At 51.8% G+C, this 20,158-nt stretch carries 16 protein-coding genes; 9 read left to right on the plus strand and 7 right to left on the minus strand.

Translation table 11 applies throughout. The features are described from left to right. Positions 1 to 39 precede the first annotated feature (39 nt). A complete protein-coding gene (gene gmhB / locus ACJJIR_RS21585) occupies positions 40 to 591 on the plus strand; it encodes a D-glycero-beta-D-manno-heptose 1,7-bisphosphate 7-phosphatase (RefSeq protein WP_444906790.1) in 552 nt (183 codons plus the stop codon). A gap of 303 nt (positions 592 to 894) precedes the next feature. Further along, on the plus strand, positions 895 to 3,876 hold the full coding sequence (locus ACJJIR_RS21590; RefSeq protein ID WP_444906791.1) for a S8 family serine peptidase: 2,982 nt from the start codon (positions 895 to 897) through the stop codon (positions 3,874 to 3,876). Positions 3,877 to 4,247: 371 nt separating this feature from the next. On the opposite strand, the gene ACJJIR_RS21595 is transcribed toward ACJJIR_RS21590, so the two are convergent. Continuing rightward, the gene (locus ACJJIR_RS21595; RefSeq protein WP_444906792.1) at positions 4,248 to 5,243 is read right to left on the minus strand and encodes a GlxA family transcriptional regulator; all 996 of its coding nucleotides are present in this window, start codon (positions 5,241 to 5,243) and stop codon (positions 4,248 to 4,250) included. A gap of 272 nt (positions 5,244 to 5,515) precedes the next feature. Here ACJJIR_RS21595 and ACJJIR_RS21600 point away from each other — a divergent pair, with 272 nt between their 5' ends. Further along, complete coding sequence (locus ACJJIR_RS21600) at positions 5,516 to 6,703, plus strand: class I SAM-dependent rRNA methyltransferase (RefSeq protein WP_444906793.1); 1,188 nt, start codon at positions 5,516 to 5,518, stop codon at positions 6,701 to 6,703. Positions 6,704 to 6,774: 71 nt separating this feature from the next. Here the strand turns inward: ACJJIR_RS21600 and ACJJIR_RS21605 are convergent, their stop codons facing one another. Next, positions 6,775 to 8,955 carry a TonB-dependent receptor family protein gene (locus ACJJIR_RS21605; RefSeq protein ID WP_444906794.1) on the minus strand — a complete coding sequence of 727 codons (2,181 nt, stop codon included), beginning with the start codon at positions 8,953 to 8,955 and terminating at the stop codon, positions 6,775 to 6,777. Positions 8,956 to 9,186: 231 nt separating this feature from the next. Here ACJJIR_RS21605 and ACJJIR_RS21610 point away from each other — a divergent pair, with 231 nt between their 5' ends. Together ACJJIR_RS21610 and ACJJIR_RS21615 are read left to right on the plus strand one after the other, a co-directional pair. Further along, entirely contained in the window at positions 9,187 to 9,633 is a 447-nt protein-coding gene (locus ACJJIR_RS21610) for a GNAT family N-acetyltransferase (protein ID WP_444906795.1), read from the plus strand. Positions 9,634 to 9,772: 139 nt separating this feature from the next. Then, positions 9,773 to 10,453 carry a phosphoadenosine phosphosulfate reductase domain-containing protein gene (locus ACJJIR_RS21615; RefSeq protein WP_444906796.1) on the plus strand — a complete coding sequence of 227 codons (681 nt, stop codon included), beginning with the start codon at positions 9,773 to 9,775 and terminating at the stop codon, positions 10,451 to 10,453. 223 nt (positions 10,454 to 10,676) lie between these two features. Here the strand turns inward: ACJJIR_RS21615 and ACJJIR_RS21620 are convergent, their stop codons facing one another. Beyond that, entirely contained in the window at positions 10,677 to 11,183 is a 507-nt protein-coding gene (locus ACJJIR_RS21620) for an SRPBCC family protein (RefSeq protein ID WP_282930559.1), read from the minus strand. A gap of 96 nt (positions 11,184 to 11,279) precedes the next feature. Between ACJJIR_RS21620 and ACJJIR_RS21625 the strand changes: the two genes are divergently transcribed. Next, positions 11,280 to 12,173 (plus strand): LysR family transcriptional regulator, encoded by an 894-nt coding sequence (locus ACJJIR_RS21625; protein ID WP_444906797.1) that lies wholly within the window; start codon positions 11,280 to 11,282, stop codon positions 12,171 to 12,173. Positions 12,174 to 12,431: 258 nt separating this feature from the next. Here the strand turns inward: ACJJIR_RS21625 and gyrB are convergent, their stop codons facing one another. From gyrB to dnaA, 4 genes are all read right to left on the minus strand, one after another. Next, entirely contained in the window at positions 12,432 to 14,852 is a 2,421-nt protein-coding gene (gene gyrB, locus ACJJIR_RS21630; RefSeq protein ID WP_444906798.1) for a DNA topoisomerase (ATP-hydrolyzing) subunit B, read from the minus strand. 18 nt (positions 14,853 to 14,870) lie between these two features. Next, on the minus strand, positions 14,871 to 15,977 hold the full coding sequence (recF, locus tag ACJJIR_RS21635; protein ID WP_444906799.1) for a DNA replication/repair protein RecF: 1,107 nt from the start codon (positions 15,975 to 15,977) through the stop codon (positions 14,871 to 14,873). A gap of 117 nt (positions 15,978 to 16,094) precedes the next feature. Beyond that, on the minus strand, positions 16,095 to 17,201 hold the full coding sequence (gene dnaN, locus ACJJIR_RS21640) for a DNA polymerase III subunit beta (RefSeq protein ID WP_444906800.1): 1,107 nt from the start codon (positions 17,199 to 17,201) through the stop codon (positions 16,095 to 16,097). A 33-nt stretch (positions 17,202 to 17,234) separates the two neighbouring features. Beyond that, complete coding sequence (gene dnaA / locus ACJJIR_RS21645; RefSeq protein WP_444906801.1) at positions 17,235 to 18,866, minus strand: chromosomal replication initiator protein DnaA; 1,632 nt, start codon at positions 18,864 to 18,866, stop codon at positions 17,235 to 17,237. A gap of 511 nt (positions 18,867 to 19,377) precedes the next feature. On the opposite strand from dnaA, the gene rpmH reads away from it, so the two are divergent. The 3 genes from rpmH to yidD are packed head-to-tail and all read left to right on the plus strand — an operon-like array spanning position 19,378 to position 20,158. After that, positions 19,378 to 19,512: a 50S ribosomal protein L34 gene (gene rpmH, locus ACJJIR_RS21650; RefSeq protein WP_020413885.1), complete on the plus strand. Its 135-nt coding sequence runs from the start codon at positions 19,378 to 19,380 to the stop codon at positions 19,510 to 19,512. 29 nt (positions 19,513 to 19,541) lie between these two features. Then, complete coding sequence (rnpA, locus tag ACJJIR_RS21655; protein ID WP_413663877.1) at positions 19,542 to 19,928, plus strand: ribonuclease P protein component; 387 nt, start codon at positions 19,542 to 19,544, stop codon at positions 19,926 to 19,928. Beyond that, on the plus strand, positions 19,925 to 20,158 hold the full coding sequence (gene yidD, locus ACJJIR_RS21660) for a membrane protein insertion efficiency factor YidD (RefSeq protein WP_108735100.1): 234 nt from the start codon (positions 19,925 to 19,927) through the stop codon (positions 20,156 to 20,158). The genes rnpA and yidD overlap by 4 nt, the downstream gene beginning before the upstream one ends.

The following is a 20,158-nucleotide window of genomic DNA, read 5'->3' on the forward strand; positions in this document are numbered from 1 at the left end:
GCATTAAACCCCCGCCTCGCAAATCAGGGAGATACGAATATGGCAATTATCATTCTCGGCCGCGACGGGGTGATCAACGAAAATCCCGATAAATTCGTCAAATCCGCCGACGAATGGCAGCCCCTGCCCGGCAGTATTGAAGCACTGGCAGCTCTCAGTCAGGCCGGCCATCAATTGGTAATAGCCACCAATCAGAGCGGCCTGGCGCTGGGCCAATTTGATCTGGATGACCTGGAAGAAATGCACGCTAAAATGCGTGCTCAGGTGGAAGATGCCGGTGGCGAAATCGCCGCTATTTTCTACTGTCCCCACGGCCCTGAAGATAATTGCCGCTGCCGCAAACCCCTGGCGGGTCTGCTGGATGCCATTGAGGCTGAATTTGATACCAGCCTGCACGACTGTTATTTGGTCGGAGACAAGCTGGCAGATCTTTATCTGGCGTTGGAGAAGGGGTGTAAACCCGTTCTAGTAAAAACTGGTGCAGGTGATCAGACTTTGCAGCACCTAATCGAGCAGCCGGATCCCCGCCTGGCTAACACTTCAGTATTTGTTGATCTTTCGCATTTTTCTCAGTTTTTATTATCCCCCTAAACCGCTCCCTCTCTCTTTTCGCTAGATGATTCGAGCGTCCAATATCTAACCTGGCGCACTATTTTTGCGATCAGTTGTTCACCCAGGCGCCAACTTATTGAGCTGTATGGCGCATTCCTTTAAAAGCAACTAGCGGGAGGGCGAGCCCATTGTTGTACCAGCGATTCGTGCCAAGCCAGGGATGGGTGAGGCTTGAATGACGCTCTGAACATTCCTGTCGGGGAAAAGGAGTAATGCCCCCAGCGACGAGCTCTTTTAAGCCTTTTGTTGCCGCCTGCACAAAACAATAAAAGGGATACTCCAATGAAAAGTCAAATTCTTACTGCCCTGACAGCCGGTATGTTGTTATCCAACAGCCTATTTGCTGAGTCAGCCACAAGTAAGTTTGCCCCCAGTCAGGAAAAACCAAAAAAAGTTTATATTGTTCAATTAGACAGCGAGCCTCTGTCTTCCTATAGCGGTACCATCCCCGGTTTGTCGGCCACCAAACCGTCCAACCGTGGCAAACTCGATCCCCAAAGCAGCAGCTACCGGCACTATTCCAATTTCCTTCGGTCGCGGCGGGAACAAGTTCTATCCACCGTTCCCAGCGCACGCACTGTTCATGAATACGACACCGCTTTTAATGGCTTCGCCGCCGTAATGAGCGAAAAGGAAGCGGCTGCTCTGCGCGGTCGCGCCGACGTTAAAGGTGTTTGGGAAGATGAATTACTAAAGCCCCATACTGACTCCACTGCGGACTTCCTCGGCATCACAGATATGCCCAGCCCATGGCTCTGGGGGATTACGGGTGAGGATATTGTTGTAGGTGTTATAGACACAGGGATCCACCCTGAACACCAGAGTGTCGCAGACATAGCTACACCGTTACAGGGCAACCTGGGGCCCCAAGTTCCCTACGGTTCAATACCCGAGAGCTTTACTGGTGACGGTTGCGAATTTGGTAACAGTGACCAAAACCCCAACGACACTGCGTTTACCTGTAACAATAAGCTGATCAAGGCCAAGTCATTTTCCGATGCCTTCCTGACCAACAACGAATTGGCAGATTACGAATTCCTGTCAGCCAGGGATGCAGACGGGCACGGTACCCACACCGCGACCACTGCCGCCGGTAACTATGGCGTTATTACCCCGGATGGAAAAACCCTTACCGGAATGGCGCCACGAGCCCGCATCGCGGTGTATAAAGTCTGCTGGGACGCCCCAGATCCCGACGATAGTGGTTGTTCGTCGGCCGACTCCATGGCGGCTATTGATGAAGCCGTGGCCGATGGTGTGGATGTTATTAACTTCTCGATAGGTGGCGCCAGCACCACCTTTAGTGGTGCCGATGACATCGCATTTTTATTTGCCGCCGATGCCGGCGTTTTTGTCGCCACATCTGCAGGTAACAACGGACCCGGACCCGAGACTATGGGCACTCCTTCGGGAGTACCCTGGATAACCGCAGTCGGCGCCTCAGAGGATGACCAAAGCTTCGGTTTAGCCCTACAGATATCCTCGCCAGAATCCATTTCCGGAATTTATGAGGGGCGTGAGGGCAACAGCACCGTAAGCCTTGAAGAGGTTGGAGCAGTCTCTGCTGAGGTTGTTCTCAGCGAGCCGTTAGAAGCCTGTAGCGAAGTCACTAACAGTGAGTCTTTGGAAGGCGGTATTGCTCTGGTAAGACGTGGAGGTTGTTCTTTTTCCGATAAGTATAATAATGCTGCCGATGCCGGCGCCTTGGCTATCGTCGTTTACAACGACGGTACTGCAGACGATCGCATCAACCCGATTACCATGTCAGCCCCTGATACCCGCATCCCCGGAATGATGATCTCGTACTACGAGGGTGAAACTCTCGCAGCCAGCAGCGAAGTTTCTGGAGTTATCGATCCGTCTCAATTGATCCCCAGGGAAGACCGCGTCGCAAACTTTTCATCTCGCGGTCAAAATGGTGGTGCGCCGGATATTATCAAGCCGGATATCAGTGCCCCAGGTGTTGGCATTATCGCGGGAATTTCTCCGGTACTGAGTGGAGGAGAACTGTTTGGGGCTCTGAGTGGCACCTCTATGGCGAGTCCGCATGTGGCCGGTGTGATGGCGCTGCTAAAGCAGGCCAACCCGCACTGGAGCCCGGCAATGGCCAAGTCCGCATTGATGACGAGTGCGCGCAATGACCTGCGCAAGTCTTACGGACCAGCGGATGCAACACCATTTGATATTGGTGCCGGTGCCATAGTGCCCCGTGACGCCTTCAAACCAGGTCTGGTTTACGATGCGGGCTTCAATGATTATCTCGCCTTCCTATGTGGCGCTGAACTCCAACCCGAGATGGTTGATAGCGCAACCTGTGATGCGTTGACGTCCCTGGGATACTCTAGCGATTCCAGCGACCTGAACCTCGCTTCTATGGGGGTCGCCGACCTCCTCGGCAGCCAGACCATCAAACGCCGGGTTACTAGCGTCGCCCCCGGCCAGCGTTGGTATTGGGCATCCATCAACGCGCCACTCGGTATCGATGTAGATATCAACCCGAAAGTGCTACGCCTCAGGGAGGGAGAGAGTGCTGAGTTTGAGGTGACCTTCACCGCCACAGAGTCCGCCGAAATGAATACTTGGGTCTTTGGTGATCTCACCTGGCAATCCGTAGGCTCCCAGATCAGTGTGCGCAGCCCAATTGCTATTCGGCCTGTTCCTCTAGCTGCACCACAGCAATTAACTGGCAGCGGCACCGATGGCAACCTCGAACTCAATGTGGGCTTCGGCTACAACGGTGATTTCCAGGTGAATGTCACTGGCCTGGCGGAGGGTGAGGCCACTACAACCACTGTTGAAGATGGCGATGTTCAAGTAATTTTCTTTGATATACCTGAGGGAACAGAGCTTGCGCATATCGCTATGTATGATGCCGATGTGGGCGACGGTAGCGGAAGTGATGACCTGGACCTGGAAGTTTATGGCCCAGCGCCAAACTATCCCGAAGTCGGTACCAGCGGCAGCGCCACTTCCGCAGAGTCAGTTTCCCTGGCTAACCCTTCTCCGGGCCAATATGCAGCTGTTGTTGTCGATTATGCGACATCCGCCGGCCCCACCAACTTCAGCTTATTCAACTTTAATCTGAATGGGGACAACGGGAATATCGCAGTGGAGGCGCCGGCTCAAGCACAGATTGGTGGAACTGGGGTAGTTTCTTTAGAGTGGATGAACATTACTCCCAATACCCGCCATCTTGGTATTTTGACTCATGGTGACGGAGAAAAAGATTTTTCCGAAACCCAGGTCATGATTAATACTCAATAGGCCTCACACGCTGATAATTGATGGTAGGAAGTGAAAGTCAAAACCGGCCAGAGTTTGGCCGGTTTTTTTATTCGCAATTGAGTGCATTCTGCTGATGAATAAAAGCGCTCGCTATGTCTGGGGATAATCGACCAAAGTGCCAAAAATATTTTGTCTTTCGATTGATATTCAAAGCAGCAGAAAGCTTGTACTCCGGTAGTATCATCAATCCAGAAAATTCTTCCTAAGCTAAAAAATAAGCTTCGGTAAAAAAGAATGAGTAAGTTCAGTTGATATGTGACTTAAAACATCAATTACGTTTTACTGCACTAAATATAAATTTTCTAAATTAAATATTAACAATTGGCTGCAAGTAATTAATAAATATATTTTTAGTGAAAACGCTTTCGATATTCACTAGGCAAAATACCCTTGTGCTTTTTAAAGGCTCTTCTCAATTGCTCTTGGGATTGAAATCCACAGAGTTTTGCCACTTTATCCTGTGACTGATTTTGTTCGGAAAATAATTGGCAAGCTCGTTCCACTCTTATTTGCTCTAGGAAACGAGCAGGCGTTACACCAAGCTCTCGCACAAAGCTTCGGGCAAAATTCCGTGGGCTCATAGCCGCTTCCTGAGCCAGCCTCTCCACCGTTATAGGTTTCTTAATATTCTGGTACATCCATTCAATCAAAGTTGCAAAACGATCGCTGTTTATCTGATTTTCCAATCGCACACTAAATTGCTGCTGTCCTCCATCTCTCTTTAAGTAGAGAACAAGAATTCGAGCCAGGTTGAGTGCCAAGCCCCTCCCATGGTCCTCCTCGATCATCGATAGAGCCAAATCAATTCCAGCAGTAATTCCGGCCGACGTATAAACATTACCGTCGCGGACAAAGATGGCATCCGGATCCACTTCTACCTGGAGGAACCCCTGCAACTCAGGAACATCCGCCCAATGCGTTGTAGCACGCCGTCCATTGAGAATGCCTGCGTTGGCGAGCATCAAGGCCCCACTACAGATTGAACCAATACGAGCAACTTTTTTCTGCTGCTCAGCCAGCCACTCCAGAACAGAACTATTGGTACAAGCGCGCTGACAGGAGTCCGGTGGCATGCCGCTCACTAACAGGGTATGAATCCTCTCAGCTTCATGAAACGGGAGGTCTATAAAAACCTTAACCCCTGTCGAAGTCGTAACCGGACCAGACTCAAGTCCCACCAACTGAATATCATAGAAATCCTGGTTGAAACGCCCTTGTTTGCGCAACTGGTCATTTGCCAAGGCAAAAACCTCTAGGGGACCTGTGATATCCAGGCTAGTAGCACCCGGGCAGACCACCATGGCGACTTTCCTAGCTCCATTTTGTGTTTGTTGGTGCTTATTCATCTCGGCAGTTTTCCACAACGGCTGGGGATAAGAATGATTTACAGGCGCCAGATTCTGCCAGTTATAGCCAGCTTAGACACCCTGTTACCCCAAATTGATAGTCATTTTCTCCGGTACTGAGGTATAAACTTTGACGGATATGAGTAACCCTCGGGTGACTATTGGTTCTTAAAGCTCCGAACGAGCCATACATCAGCTTGAGGCTTGACCTTCACTTAGCTGTCCGCACAATTGGCCCCTAATTTGTACACATCAACGGAGATCCCCTTTTGGTGGAGTTAATACTGAATCGAGGCGCAGAGCGCCGACTCAAGCGTGGCCACCTATGGATTTACAGCAATGAGGTGGACACTAAGCGCTCTCCATTAAAGGGAATTGATGCGGGTAGTCAGTGCCAAGTTCACGATAGCCAGGGCAAGCTGCTCGGCACAGCCTTTGTAAATCCGAGCCAACTTATTTGTGGACGAATAGTCAGCCGTAATTCTGACTTTTCCACAGATACTGTTTGTGAGCGCATACAAACTGCATTTGAACAGCGCCAACGGTACTTTTCTCACCCCAGCTACCGGATAGTATACGGGGACTCTGACTGGCTTCCGGGCTTGGTAGTGGATAGGTTTGGGGATTATTTAGTAGTCCAGGTCAGCAATTGGGGAATGGAGCGCTACCAACAAACGATTGTGGATAAGTTGGTGGAGATGGTTAACCCCAAAGGCATCCTGCTGCGCAATGATCATCAGGGTCGCGCAGTTGAAGATATGCCGCTGGTACACACCGTAGCCTTTGGAGATGTACCCGAGATGGTCCCGTTCGAGGAGAACGGCGTTCCACTTCTGGCCCCGGTACACCAGGGGCAGAAAACCGGTTGGTTTTACGATCACCGGGAAAACCGCAGGCTATTGAATCGCTGGGTCAACGGCAAAAAAGTATTAGATCTGTTTTCCTACGCGGGCGGTTGGGGTATTCAGGCACTGGCCAATGGTGCGGCAGAGGTAGTGTGCGTAGACGCCTCACAGCAGGCTTTGGACTGGTGTTTGCTCAATGCGGATCACAATGGATTCGCCGACAAGCTCAAAACCATCCAGGGTAAAGCACTGGATGTCCTCAAAGGGTTGGTTGCAGAGGGGGAGAGGTTTGATGCGATTGTGCTCGACCCACCCGCTTTTATTAAGCGGAGGAAAGATCATAAAGCCGGCTTGGCGGCCTATCGCCATATCAATGAACTCGCAATGCGTTTGTTGGCAAAGGATGGGCTGTTAGTAAGCGCTTCCTGCTCTATGCATCTGCAATCTGATGAGCTTCTCGACTGTATCCGTGGCGCCGCTCACCGCTTGGGGCGCCCAGCCTCAATTCTGGCCAGTGGTGGTCAAGGGGCCGATCACCCTGTGCATCCAGCAATTCCGGAAACCAACTACCTAAAAGCTCACTTTGTACATCTCGGGGGAAACACCAATAAGTAGGTGCTCATGAACCCCACAAGGCCCCGGTAATGACCGGGGCCTTGTTCTCAGATCGATGAGCCTACTTCAGGTCAAAAGACATACTTCATGCCTAAAGTGGCAGTGCGGGGTCGATTTGCACGGGCGCCATCTGGACTGCGACTAATAATAACCTGCTCATCCAACAGATTATCCACTTTCAGGTAACCGGTCAGGTCAGCCATGAAATCATAATGCGCAGCAGCATCTACAACCCAAAGTGACTCGGTATAATCAAATTGGTCGGTATCTCCCCGGTTGCATTGGGTATTAACACACATCTCGTCCTGATAGGCTGCAGTCAGGTTCAAACGCCAAGCAGCGCCGCTATCCAGACCCGCAGATATCGCAAAGACATTTTCTGGGAGGTATTCGAGGTTGTCGCCGGCAAGCAGGTCATTACCGTCACTATCTTCACTGATTTCTGCATCAGTAAAGGTATAGGTTGCCCGCACCGGTAGTATCCAACCGTTTGTGAGCACCCACTCACTTCCAAGCGTAGCTTCCAGCCCTTTGATTTCTGCTTCACCCAACTGGTAGGTACCACTCTCGGCACCATTGGGACATTTCACCGCCACCGAGCAGTTTTGCACAGCATTTTCATAGTCACTGTAGAAGGCGATCAATTCAGCATTCAGGCTTCCTTTATCGAAGCGAGCACCCCATTCATAGTTTGTGGATAACTCCGGCCCCTGGCCATCGGCTGCACCTGCGCCGGGAGGGGCGAAGCCACGGTGCACACCTGCCAGCAGGCTCCACTGTTCGCTTGCCTGGTAAACAAGTCCCAAGCCTGGCAGCCATTCATCCACCTGATTGGAGCGATAGCTGCCCTTCTCGGTACGCTCAGCGTCGTTATAACGCTGCTGCTCGGTCTCTATATCCTCGTAGCGAAGAACAGCAGTGAGGGTCAGCTTATCGTTCAGCTGGATATCGTCGTAGATAAAGAACGAAGTTGCATCCGCTTCTTCAACACGGTTATTGCTGCTTTCTTCAGCGGTATCGGGAATATCTGTGCTCAGATACACCAATTTGCCATCAACCTGCTCATAGTTTTCCACAGGCTGGAATCTATCCACCTCATCTCGATGCTGGCGCACTCCAAAGGACAGCTCATGACTAACGGAAGCAGTATTAAAGCGCCAATCGGCACTGATCTGCAGGCCCTTGGCCTCGTACTCACGATTGTTGTGCTTAACACCGAAGGTGTAATCTTCAGTGCCATCCAAAACCGCTTGAGGGTCTAAAACTCCATCAACACTGCCGCCGGTATTAACAGCATCTATCAAGTCACCCTCGCTGACCTTAAACCAGTCGCGTTTAAACTTGTTGTAGTAAGCCTGGGTATGCAGGGCAAAACTGTCACTCAGTTCGATACTGTGGTTCAGCTGGATAGTGCTGTGGCGATTCTGCATTTCATCCAGGGCGCTGATACCGTATCGACGGTTCGGATCTTTCTTAAAGTCGGCATCCGTTAGGCCCAGATAACTCATGCCAGACTCCTCTTCGGAGTACTGAAGCTTGATATCCAACTGCTGGCGATAAGTTGCGTCTCTATCGGAACTGATACGACCCTTTAATAGATAGTCTTCTTTAGCAATATCTGCGCTGCCGGCACTATCGATTTCTCTGAATCCATCTGCATACTGCTGCTGTGTTTCCAACAACCAGCCAGTATTTTCTGTACTGGCACCATAATGAGCATGCAAACGGGTCTCACCGAATTCTCCGGCCTCTAGTTGCACCATACCTTCACTGGCAGTGGGAATAGGTGTGCTCAACATATTGACTGCACCACCCACGGTGAATGGGCCATATTGCAGAGATCCGGGGCCCTTTAACACCTCAATTGCATTCATGCGGCCCGCACTGGGGAAATAATAAGCTTCTGGTGCAGAGTAAGGAGCCGGAGCCACTAACACCCCATCTTCCATCAAGGAAATTTTGGCGGAGCGTCCCCCTTGGGCACCGCGAATCCCGATATTCGGACGCAATCCGTAGCCATCTTCTTCAAGAATGTAGACCCCAGGAACTGAGCGCATCATGCGATTGATATCTACAAACTCGAACTCGGCTAACTCATCAGCATCAACCAAGTGTGCAGAGCCAGGCAAGTTGGAAATAGATGAGGAGTCGCCGATTACTGTTACGCTCTCCAGCTGTTGCTCGGCTAAAGTCGGCGCAGCAATAAGAGTGGCTATCGTAAAGGCCAGGTTTGTAAATGGAATGTGCTTCATGAACCCTCCAAGGATTATTAGTAACCTTGAGCCATTGTTTTTATAAATACGAATGATTGTATTTTAACATTCCCATTACACTTTATTTACACTCTTATTTTTGTTGTTTAGCGTCACGAACTTCGCTGGGGTGCCTGCAACTTTAAGGTTTTGCTTATAAGCAGATGTTTTCTAGGATCTACTCTTCGATCTGACTAGCATTGGGCTCACGTATCCGCTTCGGGTGTGCCCATGATTAGAAAGGCAAAACTCAAAGAGCTGGACAGGTTGGAGCAACTTTGGCTACATGCATCAGCGAACTCCCACCCCTCCATACCCCGCCAGTTTTGGGTGGACCGTATAGCTCAATTTCGTAAAGACTGCCGTAACGCCACTCAATGCCTGGTTTATACCGATCGCAACAACGCTGTCGCGGAAGCCTTTATCACGCTTCTTAGTGACGGTACCGTCACCCACCTCTGTGTCAGTCCTTTATTTACCGGTTGTGGAATCGGCACTAACCTCATTTCTGCAATTCGTGACCGGCGTTATCCACTAAAGGCTGAAGTACTTCGTGAGAATCTTCGCACTCGATACTTTCTACAAAAGCATGGTTTTGTGGAGGTGGAGCGCAGCTATAACGTGGAGTATGGCCAGCATTCAATCTCCATGCAGTGCCCCAGGGCATCTGCAAGATAAAATTTGCCGCACTATGCCCATTGAATAGACTTTCCCTTATAACTGAAGCTTATTGAATCACTTCTTTTTATTGTTTCTACGCGACTCTTGAACCGGGTAGCATGCCTCCCATCATAATTTTCCTGAGCGCTGAATTTTTATGGGACGCAACGCTTCCAGCCAAACTTTACAGCCTATTCCAGAACGCACCTTTCATCACGATGCGGATCTGGAGTCCATGAACCTACGTTTCGCTGGCGCCAAGCCTAGTGAAATTATGAAGTTCACCATGGAACACGCTCAGAACCCGGTGGTTTTTACTAATTTCCGCCCATTGGCGATAGCCTTTCTCCACTTGGTTACCCGCGCCAAACCGGATATCCCGGTAATTTGGGTGGATCATGGATATAACACCCCGGAAACCTATCGCCATATCGAAAACGTGGTCAAATCTCTCGATTTGAACCTGCGCACCTACTCACCGAAGATGTCCGCGGCCCACTACAACGCTGTGTACGGGGGAATCCCGCAGCTGGACACCCCAGAGCATGACTTCTTCTCCAGGACCGTTAAATTGGAGCCGTTTAACCGCGCTATGCAGGAATTACAGCCGGATGTATGGCTAAACGGTATCCGCCACGATCAGAATTCGCACCGCAAAAACCTGGATATTTTCACCCAGGGCAACCACGGTACTATTCGAGTGGCACCGATGTTCCACCTGAAGGAAATCGATGTGGAAGAGTATGTTTACGAGAATGATCTTCCCGATAACGATATTTACTTTGATCCAACTAAAGGTGAGGAGCACCGGGAGTGCGGATTGCTGTTGGAAAAATAGAGTGGAATATTCGGCGAGGACTAGCGTACTTCGCCTATCTCTTTAACAAGGCCCTCTATCCCAGCCGTTTATAAAGTAAATACTTTTTACGTATTTACCGAATAATAAAATCTATTACAAATAGGCGAGTCTCGACTCGCTGTATTTTTTTCAAAAAGGAGACTCTTCTATTTACTTCCGCGTAAATCCAGAAGAGTCCTTAAATTACTTATCATGCGATAGGCTAGGCGACTGCCCCTTTTGCAAGATGACCTCCTTTTTCCATATAAATTTTCAGGTCCTTCAGCATTTGCTCAAATTGAGAGCCAGTCATCTTCTTCACCACAGGGCTCAACACGCCTCCTAAAGCATTTAACTCCATATTTGCAGTGAAATTCACTGTTGTGCCTCCACCAACAGAGGGGCTTAATTTAAATTGAGATAAACTCTTTTTAACGGGGAATCCCGGTGGCGTATTTTTGGTTTCAACCGAGACATCCAGTTCATAGTTTTTCTCATCAAACCTTGTAATAGTTTCATCTGCGACAAGACCCGACGGTCCCTTATTTGTCAGGACACAAACCCGGCCTTCTACACTCGCATTTTCAACAGGTTTTCCCTCCTTAGCGAAGGAATGAGGGATTAACGTCATCCACTCGTAAGCTGTATCAAAATCAACGGCGAGGACTTTCCAGACCTCATCAATTGGGCGGTTAATTGCGATTTCTCGGTTTACTTGGGCTTCTTTCATCTCTGATCTCCTGGGTTTCTCTACGGAGTGCTATTGACGGGAGACAGATTAACTGGACACTATATGCAACGGAATACAGCAAAATAGGACAGTGTGTTGCATAAAGAGTCCATCGATTGGGGAGATATCCAGTTCTTTATCGCGGTAGCCAGGAGTAAGAGCGCTCGCAGCGTTGCTGACGACTTTAAGGTCAGCCACTCCACAGTTTCTCGCCGTATTGATGCCCTGGAGGAAAAGCTCCAGGCCAAGCTGTTTTATCGCAGCTCCAAAGGCTATCAGCTGACGGAGGATGGCAAGGCGATGCTCGACTACGCCCAATCGGCAGAGCAGTATCTAAATGCCGCGCAGAAGCATTTACAGGGGGGGAGTAACCAGCTGTCCGGGGAAGTTCGCATCACTATGCCGGATGTAGTCGCATCGCACTTAATTATCCCCTACCTAAATGACTTCTCACGTACGTATCCAGAGATCAACGTACAGCTACTGGTTACTAACCACGTTCTCGATTTGGAAAGTCACCAAGCCGACATAGCACTTCGTATTCTCCCCAAAGGCGACGTCGATGTTTCGGATCGACTTGTTGCTCGCAAGCTCGCTGACCTACCCAGTTGCTGTTACGGTTCTCCGAGGTATATCGAGAAATCTGTACCTGACGATGGCCACTGGCTCGGCTGGAGTGGCGATGACGCCACATTGAATTGGGCCAAAGACACGCCCTATCCACAGATGCCTTATCAGCACCAGATTAATCACGGTTTGATACAGCTAGAGGCAGTTAAGAGTGGACTGGGGCTGGCCAGGCTGCCCTGCTTTCTTGCAGATGGTGCTGAAGGAGTCGTTCGGGTCCCTGGGGCATCTCCATCCAGCCTGCATGAACTGTGGCTAGTCTCCAACCCAGAGCACCGCAATGTCATGCGCTTTAAGGTTTTTAGGGAGTTTATCGTGGAGTTGTTTATGAACCTGGAAGATAAACTGGTAGGAAAGCTTTAGTTGAGGCAATTGGTATATTTCCGGATATAGTAAGCCTCCCTAACCGACTGACGCTATTGAGCTGTTTGATTTTTTAACTATTTATTGTGATCGAAATTTGTCTGAGAGGGCAGCTGTTTAGCTTTCACATGGCTTTTGATAAGGAGAAAATTATAAATATCCAATTTATCGGAAGTTGTTTTTCAGGTGAAAACAATACTCCACAGTAATTCCTTATGTTGGTCACGTAAGAAATTACTGTGGGCTTATCGACTTCTATTAAACGTCGAGGTTTTCTACCGCCAAAGCATTGGTCTCGATAAAGTCACGGCGAGGCTCTACCTGATCGCCCATCAAGGTGGTAAAGATCTGGTCTGCTGCGATAGCATCTTCAACTGTTACCTGCAGCATACGGCGGCTCTCCGGGTCCATGGTGGTTTCCCAAAGCTGCTCCGGGTTCATTTCTCCCAGACCTTTATAGCGCTGGATACCGTAGCCTCTACGGCTCTCGCCCATCAGCCAGTCCATCACTTCAGGGAAGCTGCCAACAGAGTGCTGCTTCTCGCCGCGCTGGATAAAGGCACCCTCTTCCAACAGACCCACCATCTTCTCACCCAGAGCGCAGATAGACGCGTACTCTGCGGAATCGAAAAACTCGTGGTTAATCAGGTAGTCACTGCCAACACCGTGGGCCACGATATGGATATGGGGCAGGAATAGGCCGCGCTCGGTGTTCTCCTGAACCGTCACTTCGTGACGACGGGTTCCACCACTCTCTTCGTCACCGAGTTTCTCCTGAAGCTTCTCACTCCAAGCTGCGACTTTCTCCTGGGACTGCAGGTCTTCCTGAGACAAGTTGGGCAGGTAGATCATGCTGCGCAGCACTTCCTCAGGGTACAGACGCGACAGACGGTCGATTGTCGCCAGTACGCTGCGGTACTCGCCTACCAGGCTCTCCAGGGAGGCACCAGATAGCCCTGGGGCGTCCGGGTTCACAAACAGCGTGGCGCCTTCAAGGGCGGCGTTGGTGAGGAACTGGGTCAGAGCGCCCTCATCCTTCAGGTACTGTTCCTGTTTGCCCTTGGAGATCTTATACAGCGGCGGCTGGGCGATGTAGATGTGGCCCCGCTCGATCAGCTCCGGCATCTGACGGAAGAAGAAGGTGAGCAACAGGGTACGGATATGGGCTCCATCCACGTCAGCATCGGTCATGATGATGATGCTGTGGTAACGCAGCTTATCCGGGTTGAACTCGCTCTTGCCGATGCCACAGCCCAGTGCGGTAATCAGGGTACCCACTTCGGCACTGGAGAGCATCTTGTCGAAGCGCGCTTTTTCCACATTGAGAATCTTACCCTTCAGCGGCAGGATCGCCTGGGTACGGCGATCACGGCCCTGCTTGGCAGAACCACCGGCGGAGTCACCCTCCACCAGGTAAATTTCAGATAGTGCCGGATCTTTTTGCTGGCAATCAGCTAGTTTTCCAGGCAGGCCGGCAATATCCAGTGCACCCTTGCGGCGAGTCATTTCACGGGCTTTGCGGGCTGCCTCACGAGCTTTGGCCGCGTCGATCATCTTGGTGACGACAGATTTGGCTTCCTGTGGGTTCTCCATCAGGTAGTCTGTGAAGTGGTGGCCCATCTCCTGCTCTACAGCCGGCTTCACTTCGGATGAAACCAGCTTGTCCTTGGTCTGGGAAGAGAATTTCGGGTCCGGAACCTTCACAGAGATAATCGCGGTGAGACCTTCCCTGGCGTCATCGCCAGTGGTGTTCACCTTATCTTTCTTGCCCAGGCCTTCCCGTTCGATATAGCTGTTCAGGCCACGGGTCAGGGCTGCACGGAAGCCCGCCAGGTGGGTGCCGCCGTCGCGCTGGGGAATATTGTTGGTGTAGCAGAAGATGCTTTCCTGGAAGCTGTCGTTCCACTGTAATGCCACCTCTACTGCAATGCCATCTTCGCGCTGGCTCTGGAAGTGCAGAACCTTATTAATCGGGGTTTTGTTCTGGTTTAGGAACTCCACAAAGGCACTCAAACCACCTTCGTATTCATAGACCTCTTCTTTACCACTGCGCTCGTCCTTCAAGACAATACGCACACCGGAGTTCAGGAAGGACAGCTCGCGCAGGCGCTTGGCCAGCACGTCGAAATGGAATTCGATATTGTTGAAGGTGTCCTCTGAGGGTTTGAAGTGCACTGTGGTGCCGGTGGTATCGCTGTCACCCACAACTTCCAGGGGTGCCTGGGGCACACCGTGGTGGTAGGTCTGCTCGTGGATCTTGCCACCGCGACGGATAGTCAGCTTCAGCTCCTTGGACAGAGCGTTTACCACCGATACCCCTACCCCGTGCAGACCGCCGGAGACCTTGTAGGTGTTGTCATCAAATTTACCGCCCGCGTGAAGGACGGTCATAATCACTTCTGCTGCAGAAACCCCCTCTTCCGGGTGAATCTCTGTAGGGATACCACGGCCATTGTCCGATACGGAAATGGACTCATCCGGGTGGATGGTTACACGGATCTCATCACAGTGGCCGGCCAGCGCTTCATCGATGGAGTTGTCGACCACCTCGAATACCATGTGGTGCAGACCGGTGCCATCGTCGGTATCACCAATATACATTCCGGGGCGCTTGCGCACCGCATCCAGGCCTTTTAATACCTTGATACTGCTTGAGTCATAGCTTTGCTGCTCTGACATTTATTCGCTCCATTAAACTTATTGTGCGGCCGAAGCTTCGGCACTGATCTTCCCATGTTCCACGTGGAACACTTTCGGGCAATTCCAAGGGGCATCTAGTTGCCGCCAGGGGCGGCTTGTAGTGCCCTCCTCAATTCCGGTTACAAGCACCTGGCTGGCACAACGCCCAACCCAATGCGCAAAAATCTGTTGATTACTGTCATCCAGCTCTGCCGGCAAGTCATCTACCAGGAATACTGGCATATCCCCCTGCCTACAGACTACCCCCGCCATGGCCGTGCGCACCGCACACACCAACATCTTCTGTTGGCCTCGAGATAGGATATTGTGGGCCAACTCACCGGCTACGGTAAAACGAATATCCGCCCTATGGGGACCAATACGCGTATGCCCCTGTGAAACATCTGATTCCCGTGATTCAGATAGAGCACCACGCAGGTCAACTTCTTTACGCCAGCCACGACGGTAACTCATATCAACACGGCTCAATAAGCTCTGTGGTAACTCATCGAGAAGTTGTGAAACAGCGGTCTGTAATTGAGAAAACTGAGCTAATCGGAGATCGTTTACACGCTCGCCACTAAGGGCCAACTGCTCTTCCCATACGCCGATGCTGGCCTCATCGATTTTACCACGACGCAGGAGAGCATTTCGCTGCCGCAGTGCGATTTGATAATTTTTCCACTCTTGGGTAAATAAATGTTCCACGTGGAACACTGTCCAATCCAGCAACCGACGCCGAACGCCGGGGCCACCATCAAGTGCGGAAAAACTTTCACTGTTTATCAATTGAAGTGGCAGGCAACTAGCAAGCTGTGAGCTGGATTCCGCTGGAGCCTGGTTAACCCTGATTCGGCCCGAGCCATCCGCGAGGCGCTCTACCCCCAAGTTAAAACCTGTATCGAGCTGGGCAAAAACCGTAAGCCCACCAGTATCATGCTGAATAACCGACTTATGCTGGCGAGAGCGAAAGGAACGACCGGTTGCCAGCATATGTACCGCCTCTAGCAGTGAAGTCTTGCCACTGCCATTCGCGCCACAAAACACATTAACACCAGGACCCAGTTTGAGATCAGCGGAGCAGATATTTCGAAAATTAGATAAGAGAAGACGGGTCAGCGCCACAGACACCTCCCCCAGAGTGAAGAGCGCGATGCACAGGCATCGCTTTTTTTATCGGCTACCCCACCGAGCGGGGAGGTAGCCTCAATCCATTCAGAAAAGAGCAATGGGTGGGCTGCCTTACAGGCGCATAGGCATAATCACGTACAGCGCATCACCTTCTTCAGGTTGCTGCAGCAGAGCACTGCTGTTGGCATCCGCCAGACTGATACGGATCTGGTCACTGTGGATAGCACCAGTGACGTCCAGCAGATAGGAAACGTTAAAACCAATCTCCATTGGCTCACCTACGTAATCCACCATCATCTGCTCTTCCGCCTCTTCCTGCTCCGGGTTGTTGGCAACAATTTGCAGCAGCCCCTCAGAAACCTGAAGGCGCACCCCACGGTATTTCTCGTTGGAGAGAATCGCCGCTCGGGAGAAAGCTTGGCGCAACCCCTGGCGATCCGCATAGACCACATTGCCCGCGCCTCGCGGCAACACGCGCTCGTAGTCAGGGAATTTGCCGTCTACCAATTTAGAGGTGAAAGTAAACTGACCACTAACCACACGAATATGGTTATTACCCAGCACTACCTGTGCCTGTGCATCGCGGTCTTCAAGCAAACGACCCAGCTCGAGTACGCCTTTGCGCGGCACAATAGCCTGGATAGGCGTGGAGACATCCAGGCCGGGGGCATCGCGATCGCAGAGTGCCAAGCGGTGGCCATCAGTAGCAACCGCGCGCAGCTGCTGCGGGCGGCATTCAAGCAGTAAACCATTCAGGTAATAGCGCACATCCTGCTGAGCCATAGCAAAACTAGTGGCTTCTATCAGGCGGCGGATCTCGCGCTGGGAGATATCGAAACGAGTCTGTGCACTGGCCTCTTCCTGGTTCGGGAAGTCCGCTGCGGGCAGAGTCGACAGCTGAAAACGGCTGCGGCCACTGCGTAGTATCAGGCGCTCGCCATCGCGCTCAAACTTTAGTTCAGCACCATCGGGCAGAGAGCGACAGATATCCAGCAGCTTGCGTGCGGGAACGGTCACCTCACCTTCCATTTCTACACCGTCTACACCGAGACGGCCGACAATTTCCACTTCCAGGTCAGTACCGGTCAGGGAGAGTTCCTGGCCCTGTAACTGCATCAACACATTGGCCAGGACTGGCAGTGTTTGGCGTTTTTCAACAACACCGGCCACCAGTTGTAACGGCTTCAGAAGGGCGTCCCGGCTCACATTGAATTTCATCGGTAGTTTCGCCTTGTTTTGTCAGTTATTCGATTAAGTGGTCAGCGACCGTGTCAGCAATTTAACGTCCTCGCGAATATCCGCGTCGGACTCCTGCAACTCACGTATTTTGCGGCAGGCATGCAGTACTGTTGTGTGGTCGCGACCACCGAAGGCATCGCCGATCTCCGGCAAGCTGTGATTGGTCAGCTCCTTGGCCAGGGACATAGCGACTTGGCGGGGGCGGGCCACCGAGCGACTGCGCCGCTTGGAGAGCAAATCCGCCACCTTAATTTTGTAGTATTCAGCGACAACCCGCTGGATATTATCCACACTAACCAGTCGATCCTGTAGGGCCAACAGGTCTTTTAGTGCTTCGCGCACAAGGACATCGTCAATAGCGCGACCGGTAAATTGCGAATTGGCAATTACGCGGCGCAGTGCACCCTCGAGCTCCCGCACATTGGAGCGAATACGCTGTGCAATAAAGAAAGCGGAGTCGTGGGGCAAGTCCACACCCACCTGCTCGGCCTTCTTCATCAAAATAGCTACCCGGGTCTCGAGCTCCGGAGGCTCTACAGCCACCGTTAATCCCCAGCCAAAGCGGGATTTCAAGCGCTCTTCCAAGCCGTCGATCTCTTTCGGATAGCGGTCACAGGTTAGGATAATCTGTTGACCACCCTCCAGCAGAGCATTAAAGGTATGGAAAAACTCCTCCTGAGAGCGCTCCTTACCGGCAAAGAACTGGATATCATCAATCAGAAGGGCATCAACAGACCGGTAGTAGCGCTTAAAGTCGCTGATGGCATTCAGCTGTAGCGCTTTCACCATATCTGCAACAAAGCGCTCGGAGTGCAAATACACCACCTTAGCATTGGGGTTGCGCTCCAACAGTGCGTTGCCAACCGCGTGCATCAAGTGAGTTTTCCCCAGACCCACGCCCCCATATATAAAGAGGGGATTGTAGGCGCCACCCGGATTGTCAGAAATCTGTTGTGCCGCAGCGAGGCCCAGCTGGTTGGACTTACCTTCAACAAAGGATTTGAAAGTAAAGTTGCGATTGAGTGAGCTACCGTGCTTGATGGCCCCCTCCACCTCAACCTGCCTGGCCGGCTGCTCCGGTACGGAGCGAGCTATACCATTCATAGCCGGTGGTCGCAAATCTGTCAGGGCCAGTTCGCCTGTCGTCATCTGTTCGGCAGTCACCTCCTCAGCCATAGCGGGGTGAGGCACCGGCCTGCTGGCACCAAACCCAGATCCCAGCGGTGAAGTCACCGGAGGTGGCGTAGTGGCAACAGGTGGCACTGATACCGGTGGCGGTGCCACTGCCGGCTGCACCGGAGGTGGTGGCGGAGCTGGCGCCGATGGCGCGGGTGTCGGTACCGGAGTCGGAGGGGCATTATTTGTTACATGACCACGCTGGAAGCGAGCCGGCCGGCGAGCGGTAATCTCGAGCGCCACCTGCAGAGGGCGCCCCGGTGCAAACTGTTGCACCAACTCGCGAATGCGGTTCAGGAATTTTTTGCCAACCCAGTCCAACACAAAGCGGTTCGGTGCGATCAGGCGTAACTCGCCCTCCGCACTAACGGGATTGACGCGCAACGGCCTGATCCAGGTATTGAACTGCTGAGACGGCAGCTCGTCCTGTAAACAGCTCGCGCACTGCTTCCATACGGATTCAGTCAAGAAACCCCCCAAAAAACCCCAAAATGGTAAGACCAAGGAGAGACGGCAAGGCCGGATTAGGAATCACCCGGGGCCGTCAAATAAGATCGGCGCAGTATACCTTTCCACCTTTAGGTTATCCACAAGAAAGACTGCATCTGTTGAAAAAACTGCGCAAAAAGATCCACACAATCAAGGATTTGCACAACAATTAGACAATTGAGGTGGAAACCTTTTGAAAGTTACCCACAGGAAGCTGTGGGTATCTTGGGGTCAATCAGTGGGCATTCAGAGATACCCCTGATGACTCAACGACTTGTCTAGTTGGCGTAAAAAATTACAGTAAACTCGCGCACCAATAAAAAGAATTTCCCTGATTAGCGCGTTGCTTTCGCTGCTGGCTTTCTATACAATCCGCGGCCTTCGCAGCGCGTAGCTCCGTCTGCACCGGCTTTGTGCCGGACCGGAGTCCAGGCCGCGGCCGGGAAAGGTCCCGAGAAATTTTGAACACAAAGTCTCAGGTAGCAAGACTATGAAACGCACATTTCAACCAAGCAACTTGAAGCGCAAGCGCACTCACGGTTTCCGCGCTCGCATGGCAACCAAAAACGGCCGTAAGATTCTGGCCCGCCGTCGCGCTAAAGGCCGCAAAGTACTGTCTGCATAAGATCTCTTCCCTTTTAGAGATATCTCTTTATGCAGCAGGTGCGCAGCAGCTTCGGATTTGCCAAGACGCTGCGCCTGCTCAATGCGGCGCAGTATCGCTTGGTATTCAATGAAAACCAGGTGCGCGCCGCACACCCTCATCTGTTGATCCTCGCCCGTCCCAACTCCTTGGAACACCCGCGTCTCGGTCTCGTTATTGCTAAAAAGCATGTACGCAACGCCTCCGACCGCAACCAAATCAAGCGTATAACCCGGGAAACCTTCCGTCTGCAGCAATACGATTTGCCGCCGCTGGATGCCGTGGTGCTCGCGCGCCCTGGGGTCGCAGATCTGGATAAGGCCGAGTTGGCGAAACTACTGAATAAACTCTGGCGTAAACTGGCCAAGCGGGCTCGACAACCGCAACCCCGACCATGAAGTGGATACTGATCAAGCTGATCCATGTATACCGCTACCTGGCCAGCCCCTGGGTAGGCAACCAATGTCGCTTCTACCCCACCTGCTCCCGGTACTCTGAAGAGGCCATTGAAACTCATGGAGCGATAAAAGGGGGTTATTTAACTCTGCGCCGCCTTATAAAATGCCACCCCTGGCACCCTGGTGGATTGGACCCGGTTCCCCCCACCAGACACAAGAACACGCTCTAG

It is taken from the genome of Microbulbifer maximicatervae (SeqCode) (assembly GCF_052467385.1).

Excerpts from the sequence above, each read along its gene's own strand:
- ACJJIR_RS21615 (WP_444906796.1), top strand. The coding sequence starts at position 9,773 with ATGGGACGCAACGCTTCCAGCCAAACTTTACAGCCTATTCCAGAACGC.
- rpmH (WP_020413885.1), top strand. The coding sequence starts at position 19,378 with ATGAAACGCACATTTCAACCAAGCAACTTGAAGCGCAAGCGCACTCAC.
- ACJJIR_RS21620 (WP_282930559.1), bottom strand. The coding sequence starts at position 11,183 with ATGAAAGAAGCCCAAGTAAACCGAGAAATCGCAATTAACCGCCCAATT.
- dnaN (WP_444906800.1), bottom strand. The coding sequence starts at position 17,201 with ATGAAATTCAATGTGAGCCGGGACGCCCTTCTGAAGCCGTTACAACTG.
- yidD (WP_108735100.1), top strand. The coding sequence starts at position 19,925 with ATGAAGTGGATACTGATCAAGCTGATCCATGTATACCGCTACCTGGCC.
- rnpA (WP_413663877.1), top strand. The coding sequence starts at position 19,542 with ATGCAGCAGGTGCGCAGCAGCTTCGGATTTGCCAAGACGCTGCGCCTG.
- gmhB (WP_444906790.1), top strand. The coding sequence starts at position 40 with ATGGCAATTATCATTCTCGGCCGCGACGGGGTGATCAACGAAAATCCC.
- ACJJIR_RS21590 (WP_444906791.1), top strand. The coding sequence starts at position 895 with ATGAAAAGTCAAATTCTTACTGCCCTGACAGCCGGTATGTTGTTATCC.
- ACJJIR_RS21610 (WP_444906795.1), top strand. The coding sequence starts at position 9,187 with ATGATTAGAAAGGCAAAACTCAAAGAGCTGGACAGGTTGGAGCAACTT.
- ACJJIR_RS21595 (WP_444906792.1), bottom strand. The coding sequence starts at position 5,243 with ATGAATAAGCACCAACAAACACAAAATGGAGCTAGGAAAGTCGCCATG.
- gyrB (WP_444906798.1), bottom strand. The coding sequence starts at position 14,852 with ATGTCAGAGCAGCAAAGCTATGACTCAAGCAGTATCAAGGTATTAAAA.
- ACJJIR_RS21605 (WP_444906794.1), bottom strand. The coding sequence starts at position 8,955 with ATGAAGCACATTCCATTTACAAACCTGGCCTTTACGATAGCCACTCTT.